The sequence below is a fragment of the Affinundibacterium macrobrachii genome, assembly GCF_014652415.1.
GTDB lineage: Bacteria > Pseudomonadota > Gammaproteobacteria > Burkholderiales > Burkholderiaceae_D > Undibacterium > Undibacterium macrobrachii.
Genome location: NZ_BMYT01000001.1, coordinates 227706 through 241534 on the forward strand (window position 1 = coordinate 227706; position 13829 = coordinate 241534).

Consider the following 13829-nt stretch of genomic DNA (forward strand, 5'->3'; position numbering starts at 1 on the left):
CTTATGTAGCAATACTTAGTTTGCTGTGGTTGTGTATGATTGGCGACCAATACGCCAATTTGATTTTTGAAATAAACTTGCTACTCGCCGCGATATTCACTAGTCTGAGTAAGCAATGAGTACGCAATGAATAAGCAATAAATAAGCATCAAAAAAATAGATCCGTCGAAGTCACCTTTTTACGCGCATCAAATATGAGAAAAGGAATATAGAAATGCTAAAACTTAACGTCAATATGAAAGAAAGCGCGCTAGATCTCGCGCCAGATACTCCTGTATTGTGGGCAATTCGTGATGGACTCGGATTGAGTGGAACGAAATTCGGTTGTGGTGTTGCCCAATGTGGTGCCTGTACGGTACATGTCGATGGTCAAGCGATACGTTCATGCATTACACCCGTATCTGCGGTCAGCGGCCGCAAGATTACGACGATCGAAGCGATTACGAATGACAAAGTGGGTAAAGCCGTCCATGCAGTATGGGTAGCGCATGATGTGGCGCAATGCGGATACTGTCAGAGCGGGCAAATTATGAGTGCTACTGCTCTACTGAAGTCAAATAAAAAACCAAGTGATGCAGATATTGATGCGGCGATGTCGGGCAATATTTGTCGCTGCGGAACTTATCAGCGTATACGCAGCGCCATCAAGGCGGCGTCTGCCGCTCTAGCTTAATTGAATCGGTCCAGAAGATCGCAATTAAATCACCGCACATAAAGGAATTCATATGCATTTCGATTCGAAAAATAGTGATCTGAGTCAGATCCCAAAAGGCATTGCTAGTTTAATTGAACAACAGAATTCTTCATTTGGAAAATCAGCCGAATTGTCGCGTCGTCAGTTTCTCAAGATGACAGTCGCTAGCGGTTTCGCCTTAGGCGTATTCCCTGCTCAGGCTCAAGACACGCCGCAAAACAAGGCCAATGCTGCCGGTTTGAAAGCTTTTCAACAACCAACCGCATTCGTGCAAATCACCCGCGATGGAAGTATCACTGTCACCATTAATCGGCTGGAGTTTGGACAAGGTGTACACACTGCTTTACCCATGATTCTGGCAGAAGAATTGGATGCTGATTGGGGCAAAGTCCATGCGGTTCATGGTAGCGCCGACCCTGCTTATGTCGATCCTGCGTTTGGTATGCATTTGACTGGTGGGTCGGGATCCATCAAAAATTCTTATACACAATATCGCGAACTTGGCGCTCGAGTACGCGCCATGTTAATCAGCGCGGCAGCTGCACAGTGGAATGTGAGTCCCGACATTTTACGCACAGATCGTAGTACGGTGATTCGTGCCGATGGAAAAACTTTGAGCTATGGTGAGCTGGCTGAAGCAGCGATGAAAGTCGTTGTTCCAACAAAAGTTAGCTTAAAAGATCCAAAAAATTTCAAGATCATCGGCAAGCAAGTTGGTCGTCTTGATGCGAAAGATAAATCAAGCGGCAAGCAAGATTTTGGTATCGATGTGCGTCTGCCCGGCATGCTTACTGCTGTCATTGCCCATCCTATGGTGTTTGGTGCCAGCATTAAATCATTTGACGACAATGCGGCGAAACAAGTTAAAGGTGTACGTGCGATTGTTAAAATTAAAGTAGATCGCGGTGGCGAAGGAGTTGCGGTGATCGCTGATGGGTATTGGCCAGCTAAACAAGCACGTGATCTTTTGAAAATTGATTGGGATGCTAGTCAAGTAGAAAAAGTTGACTCGACAGCGCAATTAAAAAAATATCGAGAATTAGCACAAACCACGGGTAATCTGCACTTTAAAGCGGATGTCAGTCAACTATCCAGTGCGCCGAAAAAAATCCAAGCCGAATATACTTTCCCTTATCTCGCGCATGCACCAATGGAGCCGCTCAATTGCACGGTGCACATTAATGCGGATGCTAGCAAAGCAGAATTGTGGGTAGGCACGCAAATGCCAGGCTTAGAAGCGATGGCAGCGGCACAAGTATTAGGCGTATCTCCACAGAATCTACAGATACATGTGCAAATGGCTGGCGGTGGTTTTGGGCGTCGCGCGGTTCCAAGTTGTGATTATGTTGTGGAGTCCTGTCAAGTTGCCAAAGCCGCTCGTAGCGCTGGTATCCAAGCACCGATACGCACTATTTGGAGCCGCGAAGATGACATCAAAGGCGGCTATTATCGACCCATGCACGTGCATAAAGCGCAGATCGGTTTTGATGAGCAAGGCCAAGTGCAGGCTTGGGATCACGTGATTGTTGGTCAATCCATTGTTGCAGGCACGCCATTTGAAGGATTCTTGATGAAAGATGGTGTCGATGGCACGGCGATTGAAGGAATGCGCGATCCCTATCCGATTCCCATGCGTTTGTCGGTGCATCATCCTAAAGTCAATGTGCCGGTGCTTTGGTGGCGCAGCGTGGGGTCAACCCACACAGCTTATGTGATGGAAACATTAATCGATGAAATCGCGAGAGCTGCCAAACAAGATCCCGTCGCTTATCGCTTAAAACAGTTTGGCGACAAACATCCACGCCACACTGCCGCATTGAAATTAGCGGTGGAAAAATCGGGCTACAGCAAACGTCGCTTACCAAAGGGACAAGCTTGGGGCGTGGCGGTACATGAATCATTCCAAACTGTGGTTGCTTATGTCGTGACCGCATCGGTCAAAAATGGACAAGCAAAACTCCATACAGCAACTGCGGGCGTACATTGCAATTTGGCGGTCAATCCCAAGACGATCGAAGCGCAAATTCAAGGTGCGGCTTTAATGGGCTTGGGCATGTGTCTAGAAAATGCAGCGATCACTTTGAAAGACGGTGTCGTTGAACAAGACAACTTTGGACAATATGCGGTCGCACGAATCACTGATATGCCGCAAATGACGGTGCACATCGTTCCTAGCGCAGACCCACCAACTGGTATCGGTGAGCCTGGTTTGCCTCCGCTTGCACCAGCATTTGCCAATGCGATTGCACAATTAACTGGCAAAGTGCCACGTAGCTTGCCGTTTAAGTTGGCGTAATATTGCTGATATTGTGGGTTAGCGCTTAAGAAACTCACTTCCATCAAAAAGCCCCTAAGACCATTAGATCTTAGGGGCTTTTTGTTCGACAGCGCGATTGATTTAGTCACGCAATTTCATGCAACTTCACGCAATGATACTTACTTTTCAAAATCACTCATGTTTCAATTTGCTGTGATGCGCTTTAAAAAAACGGATGAAAATTAAACAAAACAAAGCACCAGCACCCGCCATCATCAACAATAAAAAATACAAAACTGGCTTCTCAAGTGGTAACTCGCTATCCATATAGATTTGTCCCGGCTTGGTCACATATTTGCCATCGGCACTTAACATGCCGCCATTTTCAGCCAGTTTAGGTCCGGTCTCTTGCTTTGGCATAATGACTCTTGCACTGACAGCTTGTCCTGCGACGATAGGAAATTCACTCGATGCGGTTTTAAAGCCACGCTTACTACAAGCTTCACTGGAAAAAATCTTTTTCCCTTGCTGGTCAATGCAAATAAAGGCATCTGCGTGCACAAGATCGAATGAACAGATCGCAGTTAAAAAAATCAAGAACGATAAAATACGTGGCATAGAGGCGAGAATCAGCAGGAAGTTAACAGTAGATATTTGCGTAAATTGAATTCATCTCAATATAGATGCAGAGTTACGAAAACATCTTCGAATACAAATAAATTCAATTGAGCGGCGATGTTATCAGAGCATCGACAGTTTAGCGAGTTTTAAACAAGAAGCGCTTCGCCATCTCAAGTGTAGAATTCTTTAACTCAAGATTAACTGAAGATTAAATGAATTGAAAACTAAAGCAAATTTCATCATTCAGACTTATTTTCTTCTATTCTGTTGGAACACGAGAAACTTATAGTATATTTTCGAATGTGCGAAAAAATTCCCAATTGCAACAATTTATCGCTAACACTTTCGGATCAAGCTTTCTTTTCTGTATATGCAAATTTCCATCTATGACAAAACCGATAAAGGGCGCGAAGAAATCGCTACCCGCAAATGGCATTTACCTTCGCGTATGCGTTCTTTACTGGTGCTCATTGATGGCAAAAAGACAGATGCGGATATCGTACAAAAAATCGGTGGCTTAGGATTGAATTCGCAAAGCCTGCAAGAATTGCTAGATGATGGGTTTATTCAACGCGTGTCGGTTGAATCTGATCAAGTTGATACCATACTCGATCAGCAATCCGATAATCTCGATTTGACCCAAAATCCAAGTTCTCCAGACTTACAAGTTAACACCTTAGGTTCTATCGATGCACTAGAAGAATCGCAAACGATTTTTGATGCTTCCGAAGACGAAAACCCCGCGTGGAATCAAGACCTAGACGCCCTGCTCGCCAAGTTTGATGAAGATAAAACAGAATCGCGCGTGCAAATGATGAAGCGCTATTTAGCGGAATCAATAAAAGAGCATTTAGGATTAAAAGGTTTTTTCCTACAGAGAAAATTACAGAAAGCACAGAATCTTTACGATATTCACACCTTCAGACAAGCCTACGTCTCGGCTGTTTTGCATTCCAAAGGTAAGGATTTAGCGATTGAATTACGCGATCAATTTGATGCCCGCATGTATGTTCGATTTTCTTTGGATGATCCTGAATTTCTAGAAGAATAAAGCACAATGAAGATAAAAAAAGGCCAGAAAAATTTCTAGCCTTTTTTACTTTTAAGGCGCTAAAGACACGCCAAATCACTTACAACGACTAGCTTACTCAATGCCTTGGCTCGCTAAGTACTCTTCATAGCTACCACGGAAATCAATCACCTTGCCGTCCTTCACTTCTAGTACACGAGTCGCCAAAGAAGAAACAAACTCACGATCATGTGACACAAAAATCAAAGTGCCAGCATATTTTTCGAGGGCGATATTTAAAGATTCAATCGACTCCATATCCATGTGATTGGTCGGTTCATCCATCAACAACACATTATGACGACCTAGCATTAATTTGCCGTAAGTCATACGACCTTTTTCACCACCGGAAAGCACTTTTACCGACTTTTTGACATCGTCACCGCTGAATAACAAGCGACCCAAAATTGAACGCACGGCTTGGTCATCATCACCCTCTTGCGTGTACATGCCCATCCAATCCGTCAGATTTTTGTCCGAAGCAAAATTTTCTGCAGGATCTTGCGGCATATAGCCGACATTTGCATTTTCAGCCCACTTTACTTCACCGCGATCTGCTGTCAAACCGCAAATATCGGCACCACCAATACAACGTAATAACGTGGTTTTACCTGCACCATTGGCACCAATGATCGCGATTTTTTCACCTGCTTCAACCATGATGTCAAAGCTATCGAATAATTTATGATCGTATGCTTTGGATAAATGCTTTACCGCAACCGCTAAGCGATGCAATTTCTTTTCGCCATCAAAACGAATAAACGGATTTTGACGACTAGATGGTTTAACATCTTCAATCTTGATTTTTTCGATTTGCTTAGCGCGTGATGTCGCTTGGCGCGCTTTAGATTTGTTGGCTGAGAAACGACGTACGAAATCTTGCAACTCGAGCACTTTGTCTTTCGCTTTTGCGTTATTCGCTAATTGTTGCGCACGTGCCTGTGAAGATGCCAGCATATATTCATCATAATTGCCCGGATAAATCTTCAAGGTACCGTAATCCATATCCGCCATGTGAGTACAGACTTGATTCAAGAAGTGACGATCATGCGAGATAATAATCATCGTCGAATTACGTTGATTCAACACGTCTTCTAACCAACGAATCGTATTAATATCCAAGTTATTGGTTGGTTCGTCCAGTAACAGAATGTCTGGATTTGAGAACAAAGCTTGTGCCAATAACACGCGCAATTTCCAGCCTGGTGCTACCGCATTCATTAAGCCTTGATGCTGTTCAGTGGGAATGCCCACGCCCAACAGCAATTCACCAGCACGTGCTTCGGCAGTGTAACCATCGTATTCAGCAAACTTCGCTTCTAAGTCTGCTGCCTTCATATAATCATCGTCAGTCGCTTCTGGATTCGCGTAAATCGCATCGCGCTCTGCCATCGCTGCCCACATTTCTGTGTGCCCCATCATCACGACATCCAATACACGCATTTCTTCAAATGCAAATTGATCTTGACGCAATTTACCTAAACGCTCATTTTGGTCGAGCATCACGGTACCGGATGAGGGATCAAGATCGCCACCAAGAATTTTCATGAAAGTGGATTTGCCACAGCCATTGGCGCCGATCAAGCCATAGCGATTGCCTTCGCCAAACTTAACTGAGATGTTTTCAAACAGTGGCTTGGGGCCAAACTGCATGGTGATATTTGCGGTTGCTAACACGTTGAAACCTTTTGCATGGAATTAAATTAACCGCGCATTATATCATCGCACTCCAGCGCTTCTGCGATTTTCGACTTGTGCGCTGGAATACAGTAGGAGGTGAATCACAAAATCCAAGTCTGACCTTGATGTCCTTGTTGAAATTGTTGCAAAAGTTGATCCACTTTTTCCCAACCCAAGGACTCAGCAAAGTACATTGGGCCACCACGATGTGCTGGAAAGCCATAGCCTTTTAGATAGACTAAATCAATATCCGATGCGCGTGCTGCGATACCGTCACGCAAAATTTTTCTTCCTTCATTGGCAAGCGCAAGTACCAGTCTTTGCACAATTTCTTCATCGCTAATCTGCCTTTGTGGCACGCCTAGTTCTCGCGCGTGTGAACGTATCATTTGATTTACGATATCGGAGGAATAAGCTGTTCTATCGTTGGCTTGATAGTCATACCAGCCTGCCTGTGTTTTTTGGCCGAAGCGTCCCATTTCACACAAGCGATCACCTAACTTGGAATAGATTGCATTAGAATTGGCGGCAATTCTTCGCTTACGTATCGCCCAACTAATATCATTGCCGGCCAAGTCATTCATGCGAAATGGTCCCATCGCAAAGCCAAATGCTTCAATCGCATGATCAACTTGTTGTGGTGTGCATCCCTCTTCCAATAAAAACGCCGCCTGTTTGGTATATTGTTCCAACATCCGATTCCCAATAAAACCATCGCAAACACCAGCGATGATCGCTGTCTTTTTAATCTTCTTCGCTAAGCTAAAGCAGGTAGCTAAAACATCGGTCGCAGTATGTTTGGTTCTCACGACTTCAAGCAGTTCCATGATATTTGCGGGGCTAAAAAAATGTAGACCAATCACATCCTGTGGGCGCTTGGTCACCATGGCAATTTCATTCAAATCCAAAGTCGAGGTATTACTCGCCAAAATGGCACCAGCCTTCATCGTCTGATCAAGTTGTTCGAAAACACTCTTCTTAACTGCCAAGTCTTCGAACACTGCTTCTATCACTAAATCAACTTGCGCAATATCAGAGTAACTTTGCACGCCAACAATTAAATTGCATCGCTCCTCACATTCATTCTGCGTTAGCTTTCCCTTCTTTACTGCTGCTTGATATTGCTCTCTGACTCTAGCTAATCCACGAGTTAAGCTATCCTCTTGCAAATCAAGCAAACGCACTGGAAACCCTGCATTTGCGAAGTTCATCGCAATCCCTGTGCCCATCGTCCCTGCCCCAAGAATTGCAACAGAATTGACCGCGCGCAAAGGTGTAGAAGCATCGATATCGGCTATCTTTCCTGCCGCGCGTTCAGCCATAAAAATATGGCGTAGAGCTCTCGATTCGGGGCTTTGCAATAGTTGTTGAAATAATTGGCGTTCGGTTTGAATGCCTAAATCAAAATCCAGTTTTACACTCGCTTCCAAAGCGTCAACGCATGCAAACGGTGCAGGTAAATGTTTGGACTTTTTTTGAAGATTTTCACGGGCAGTCGCAAATGTCTCTGGTGTAATCGTTTGATTCGCTATCAGATCACGTACACGCGGGATTGGTCGCACCGTGGCGACTTTGTTTGCAAAGTCGATTGTAGTCTGTAGTAATTGTGCGCCGATTGACACAAATGCGTCGAATAACTTGGTCTCAACTAACTGATCCGAATAATAGCTGCGACCACTGCAAATCATATCTAGACAGGTTTCCATATCGACTAGTCGAGGCAAGCGTTGTGTGCCACCTGCGCCAGGAAGTAGACCTAACTTAACTTCAGGCAAAGCAATTTGGATCGCGCTGGTCGCAACACGATAATGGCAAGCCAAAGCGAGCTCCAAACCGCCGCCCATGCAAACACCATTCAAAGCGGCAATAATCGGCTTATTGCATGCATCCATTTGCACTAGCAAACTGGGCAGTGATGGTTCTGCATAGGTTTTATCCGTGCCAAACTCTTTTATGTCAGCCCCGCCTGAAAATACTTTGCCTGTTCCAGTCAATACAATGGCGATTGCATCCGAATTATTTTCTGCTGCACGCAAATGTTCCGAAATGGCAGTACGTGTCGCGTGCCCAAGTCCATTGACTGGCGGGTTATTGATGGTAATGATTGCGATGTGATCTTGAATGGCTAAGCTTGCAGTCATATTGGTCTCTTGTATTGTCTTTTTTAGGAATCAGACTTCCGATGTGACTTGCATCGCTAAGAATACCGACACAACTACCGACACAAATACCGTCAGGAGTATAGGCGCGAGTGCAAGTACTAATGTGCCACAAATTGTAAACCACTAGCGTTGAGTGCAGTCGATGAAATTGAGATTGGGGTTTAACTTGGTGTTTAGATTAGGGTTTAGATTTCCAGCCATTCTTGGCGTAAGGATTGATTCTCGATAAACTCGTCCCAATCACCGTCAAAGACAATGCTTCCATTCCCTAAAATCAAGAAGCGATCTGCTATTTGCTTTGCTAACTCAAGTTTTTGTTCCACCAACAGAATCGCTACCCCACGTTGCTTTACGCTGACAAAAAAATCCAATAATTGCGAGATCACTTGCGGTGCTAAACCTTCGGTTGGTTCATCAACCAATAGTAAATCTGGATTTCCTAGTAGACTCCGTGCCAGTGTAAGCATTTGCTGCTCGCCACCGGATAATACTTCGGCAGCTACAGCGCGGCGTTCGAATAAGATGGGAAACAAAGCGTAGGCATCATCTAATCGCCACAGCCAAGTTGATTCCGCACGCGCTGGTGGTTTTATTCCTAACATTAAGTTTTGTTCAACCGTAAGCCCTGCGAAAATCGCGCGATCCTCTGGCACATACGCAATGCCTGATTGCGCGATCTTAAAGCTGGGTAACCCGATTAAAGACTGATCACGATATTGAATTTGTCCCTCAGTGCGCACCATTCCCATAATCGCTTTTAAGCAGGTACTACGACCCGCACCGTTTCGACCCAATAGGGCGACGACTTCCGACGACTTGATATCTAAGTTGAGTCCATGCAGAACCTGACTTTGCGCATAGTAGGCAGATAGATTTTGAATCGTCAGCAAGTTCTTCATGTAGTCTTCCAAGTACCAAGATAAGCAGTTTGTACTTGGCGATTTGCGCGAATCGCTTGCGGTGTATCGCAGGCGATGACTTGCCCTTGCACCATCACCGCAATTCGGTCTGCTAAGTCAAAAACGACTTGCATATCATGTTCAATAATCAAGAGACTTTTGTTGATCGTAAGCTCACGAATCAGTTGCACTATGCGTGTGGCATCGGTACGACTCATGCCAGCTGTGGGTTCATCTAAAAGAATGCAATCAGCACCGCCTGCAATGCAGATGCCGATTTCTAATAAGCGTTGCTCAGCATACGATAATTCTCGCACGATCGTATCTTTACGCTCACGCAAAGCCAGCAAATCGAGAAGCTGCTCGGCATTGCGGATGACTTGTTTCTCATTTTTTAGACGACGCCAAAACATCAATGGCGAGCTAAATCGTTGAATCAGCGCACAACATAAGTGGTCAAATACACTCAAATCGGCAAATAAATGACTGGTCTGAAAGCTTCGATTAAGCCCCTGTCTAACAATTTGATGTGCAGGCAAACGCGTAATGTTTTTGTCACGCAGCATAATTCGACCACTAGTACAGGTTTGTCGTCCTGAAATCACATTAAATAAACTCGATTTCCCCGCTCCATTTGGACCAATCAAAGCGAGACGCTCACCAGCCTTCAATTGGAGATCAACACCGCGCAAAATAGCTGTTTGACCAAGCTGCAATTTGACCTCTTGTAACGTTAGCGCATGCATCGCAACACTCTCTTAGCCACGAGTTTTACCAACACGCCTAGTGCGAACATGCAGATGGGAATAATCCAGTGATTTACATCGAACGGATTATGCTTAAACCAATCTAAGAGCATCCAATTTTGATCAGCAAAACGAAGCTGATAAGTAAGTTCAATCAAGATGACAAGGCTACCGCCAATCATTGCGTTTGCAAATAAATGTAAGCAAGATACCCTGATCACGTTAATTAAATTATTTCTTTGATAGAGCGCTTTTATCTGAGCTAAATAGGCAGAAATGTAGCCACTAATTCCTTTTGGCGCAAAGCTCACCACCAAGATAAACAATATCCCTAAATACAGTTGCCAAGCGGGTGTCAATTCTGACAAAAATACCGTCATGCAGACAGCCAAAATAGCACCAAGCACAGGCCCCAGAAACAAACTAATTCCACCAATATAGGTGAATAATAAGATCGATCCAGATCGATACATGCTTAGACTATCTGTAGTGGCAATTTCAAAATGTAAAGCGGATAGTGCGCCTGATATGCCTGCAAAAAAACTAGCAATGCAAATCATAAAGAATCGAATTAAACGCGGATTAACGCCCAAGAATGCGACACGTTCGGGATTGTCACGCACTGCACTTGCAAGCTTGCCTAGCGGGCTTAAAGTGAGAAAAAACATCGCGCCCATCGACAATAAAGTCCACACGATAATCAAGTAAGTCACTTCAATTTGCGGCCCGAAACTCAGACCCAAGAAAGTATCGCCGATGACGCGATTGGTACTGATCCCCGCTTCACCACCAAAATATTGTGGAAACATCGGTGCCATCGCGAACACCAACTCACCGATTCCCAAACTAATCATGGAAAACACGATGCCGGCTCTTTTGCTCGATATCCAGCCGCAGATCACGCCGACCAATAAGCCAGCTAGCCCGCCAACTAAAGGAATTAGAATTACTGGAAATGCGCACTCACCCAAGCCAATTTTATTCATCACATGCACACTGGCAAATGCGCCTAAACCTGCATACATCGCGTGTCCAAACGATAGCAATCCAGTTTGTCCAAGCAAGATATTGAAAGACAAGCCGAGTACCGCAGCGATGCAAACTTGCGTAATAAAATTCAGTGCTGCACTAGAAGAAAAAATAAAGGGAATAAACAACAAGCTCACAGTAATCAGCAGCGCCCAATAAAATGTCGCTGGCAGAAATCCAAAATTGATCGGCTTAGATGAAAATTCAAGCATGAGAATTCAAGCCCGATTGTTGACCAAACAATCCTCGCGGACGCACAACTAACATCAACAATAAGATGACAAATGGCAACATAGGCGCCATGTGCGAAATTGGAATAGAGAGCACACTTTGATTGCTCGCTTCGTACTGAATTGACATAAACAGCGCCAACAAATCTTGTAAGCTCAGCTCAGATGTAACGGCAAAGGTTTGAGAAATGGCAATCAACATCGATGCCCAAAAAGCGCCCTGCAGTGAGCCAATACCGCCCAACACAATCACCACAAAAATGATACTACCAACATGCGCAGCCATGCTCGGTTCTGTGACTAATAAATTGCCGCCAACCGCACCAGCCAATCCAGCCAGGCCACATCCAAATCCAAACACCCACATAAAAATTCTAGGCACATTGTGACCTAATGCTTCGACCATGGTCGGTGCGGTCCATGCCGCTTGTATCACTAGACCGATATTAGTACGACGTATCAACAAATACAGTAAGCCCAGCACAAGTAAAGCAAGTAAGGCGATAAATCCACGATAATTCGAAAATGGGCTGGAATAAATCAAAAACAAGCTGCCCTGTAATGCTTGTGGAATTTGATACGGCAACGCCAATTTACCCCAAATCAGTTGCACCATCTCAAGCATCATATAAGCTAAGCCGAAGGTGAATAGTAGTTCAGCAAGCTGGCCTCGCGCATGCAATCGTCGCAAGGCAAATCGTTCAAGCAAGGCGCCAAGTAAGCCTGTGATAAGAGGGGCAAAAAATAAGCCCCACCAAAATCCCCAAAGCCCAGTGAAGGTATAACCTAAATATGCTCCCAGCATATAGAAACTAGCATGGGCAAAATTGAGAACGCCAAGCAAGCTAAAAATCAAGCTAAGCCCGGCCGTCAACATGAATAGTAAAAATCCGTAACTAAGACCGTTGAGTAAGTTGATCAAAAAAAATTCCAAAACGGGATCCTCTATTTGCACCTAATTTTATTTTTTCAACGTAATCAATCTAATCGATAAATTGCAGGTCATGTACTGCTTAGTCGTGTCCATAATGTAGCAATTAATTTGGTCGTTTCATTTGACAGGAAGTGGCTTGACTCGCGACATAGGGTTCAAAGACTTGCAGCGTTTTCCATCCTAGCCCTGTGTTTTCTTGATCGAATCGTTGTGATTTACCATCGATTTTTTCCCAATTCGATACATACAAAGGCAGTTGCAATTGATGGTCTGCTTTACGCATGCTTGCAGGCATTCCAAAAAAATCAATTTGTAAATCTTCCAAGGCATAAGCGATCTTTACAGGATCAATCATTGGTTTTGATTTATCTTTGAATTGTGCATCAACGATTTGAATTGCTTTCGCCAAACTGGCGATCATGGCGTAAGTTGATGTCGATGAGAAATCGTCCTTGTATTGCGCTTTATATCCTTGCGTCAAACTTGCACCAAGCTTGGATGGATTATTTGGATGCCAGTATCCAACCAATTTAACTTTGTCGACACCAGCATCACCGATGGCGGTTGGCACGCCAGTCGAACTGGCATAGTAGGTATAAAAATTCACGTTTAAATTCTGTTCTTTGGCGGATTTAATCAATAAGGCTAAATCAGTCCCCCAGTTGCCGGTAATGACCGAATCTGCCCCCGATGCTTTAATTTTGCTGATGTAAGGTGAAAAATCTTTGACAGTGGCGATAGGATGTAAATCATCACCGACAATTTGTATATCTGGACGCTTGCGCGCGAGATAGGATTTTGCTGCGCGCGCTACTTGATGTCCGTGAGAATAGTTTTGACCCAGCAGGTAGACTTTTTTTATCTGCTTATCTTTCGCTATGAAACTAGTTAATGCTTCCATCTTCATATCGGAGTTAGCATCAAAGCGAAAATGCCAAAAACTGCATTTAGCATTCGTCATATCTGGATCGATTGAGCCATGATTAAGATAGATGATTTCTTGCCCCGGATGACGCTGATTGTGCTTATTAATCGCATCAATTAAAGCCAAACCAACCGCTGAGCCTGTGCCCTGCGTAATGAATCGGTAACCCTTATCCGCTACCGTCTTTAGCAAACTCAAACTTTCTTGTACGCCAGCTTTATTATCAAATCCATCGAATACGATTTGATGTGAACCAGCCCACTTTTCCGCATTCGCGCGCGCAGCAATAAACTTAAATGAATTAAAGGTATTTAAGCCCACCGGCCCAAACGGACCAGACATAGGATCGATCACGGCAATTTTTATGGTGTCGGCATGAGCGACGCTGGTGGTCAACAGGCTTGATAGGCACAATCCGACCACTATCAAACCGTAAGCGGGTCGAAAAATAGTTTTTAAAACGGATACTTGCATGAGTTTTCCATATCAATAATCGACTAAGCCTGCGATTGGTTGATCTAGACATGCTTCGATGTCGACGCATCAAAAACCACAGCTAGCTTGCGAGTCGAGATTAATTGTC

At 44.3% G+C, this 13829-nt stretch carries 11 protein-coding genes; 3 read left to right on the top strand and 8 right to left on the bottom strand.

What is annotated here, in order from left to right:
- Window positions 1-214 precede the first annotated feature (214 nt).
- Both IE103_RS01005 and IE103_RS01010 read left to right on the top strand, forming a co-directional pair.
- Entirely contained in the window at window positions 215-673 is a 459-nt protein-coding gene (locus tag IE103_RS01005; RefSeq protein ID WP_189344156.1) for a (2Fe-2S)-binding protein, read from the top strand.
- Window positions 674-725: 52 nt separating this feature from the next.
- The gene (locus IE103_RS01010) at window positions 726-2990 is read left to right on the top strand and encodes a xanthine dehydrogenase family protein molybdopterin-binding subunit (RefSeq protein ID WP_189344157.1); all 2265 of its coding nucleotides are present in this window, start codon (window positions 726-728) and stop codon (window positions 2988-2990) included.
- 153 nt (window positions 2991-3143) lie between these two features.
- Here the strand turns inward: IE103_RS01010 and IE103_RS01015 are convergent, their stop codons facing one another.
- A complete protein-coding gene (locus tag IE103_RS01015; RefSeq protein WP_189344158.1) occupies window positions 3144-3569 on the bottom strand; it encodes a hypothetical protein in 426 nt (141 codons plus the stop codon).
- A gap of 373 nt (window positions 3570-3942) precedes the next feature.
- Here IE103_RS01015 and IE103_RS01020 point away from each other — a divergent pair, with 373 nt between their 5' ends.
- Window positions 3943-4623, top strand: coding sequence for a hypothetical protein (locus tag IE103_RS01020; RefSeq protein WP_189344159.1), 681 nt, complete (start codon window positions 3943-3945; stop codon window positions 4621-4623).
- 93 nt (window positions 4624-4716) lie between these two features.
- Here IE103_RS01020 and IE103_RS01025 read toward each other — a convergent pair whose 3' ends face one another.
- From IE103_RS01025 to IE103_RS01055, 7 genes are all read right to left on the bottom strand, one after another.
- Complete coding sequence (locus tag IE103_RS01025; protein WP_189344160.1) at window positions 4717-6318, bottom strand: ABC-F family ATPase; 1602 nt, start codon at window positions 6316-6318, stop codon at window positions 4717-4719.
- A gap of 104 nt (window positions 6319-6422) precedes the next feature.
- The gene (locus tag IE103_RS01030; protein ID WP_189344161.1) at window positions 6423-8462 is read right to left on the bottom strand and encodes a 3-hydroxyacyl-CoA dehydrogenase NAD-binding domain-containing protein; all 2040 of its coding nucleotides are present in this window, start codon (window positions 8460-8462) and stop codon (window positions 6423-6425) included.
- A 206-nt stretch (window positions 8463-8668) separates the two neighbouring features.
- On the bottom strand, window positions 8669-9373 hold the full coding sequence (locus IE103_RS01035) for an ABC transporter ATP-binding protein (RefSeq protein WP_189345045.1): 705 nt from the start codon (window positions 9371-9373) through the stop codon (window positions 8669-8671).
- 5 nt (window positions 9374-9378) lie between these two features.
- Window positions 9379-10128, bottom strand: coding sequence for an ABC transporter ATP-binding protein (locus IE103_RS01040; protein WP_189344162.1), 750 nt, complete (start codon window positions 10126-10128; stop codon window positions 9379-9381).
- Entirely contained in the window at window positions 10116-11369 is a 1254-nt protein-coding gene (locus IE103_RS01045; RefSeq protein WP_189344163.1) for a branched-chain amino acid ABC transporter permease, read from the bottom strand. Before IE103_RS01045 ends, IE103_RS01040 begins: the two co-directional genes overlap by 13 nt.
- On the bottom strand, window positions 11362-12321 hold the full coding sequence (locus IE103_RS01050; RefSeq protein WP_189344164.1) for a branched-chain amino acid ABC transporter permease: 960 nt from the start codon (window positions 12319-12321) through the stop codon (window positions 11362-11364). Before IE103_RS01050 ends, IE103_RS01045 begins: the two co-directional genes overlap by 8 nt.
- A 103-nt stretch (window positions 12322-12424) precedes the next feature.
- Window positions 12425-13720 (bottom strand): branched-chain amino acid ABC transporter substrate-binding protein, encoded by a 1296-nt coding sequence (locus tag IE103_RS01055; RefSeq protein ID WP_189344165.1) that lies wholly within the window; start codon window positions 13718-13720, stop codon window positions 12425-12427.
- Between the last annotated feature and the right edge of the window lie 109 nt (window positions 13721-13829).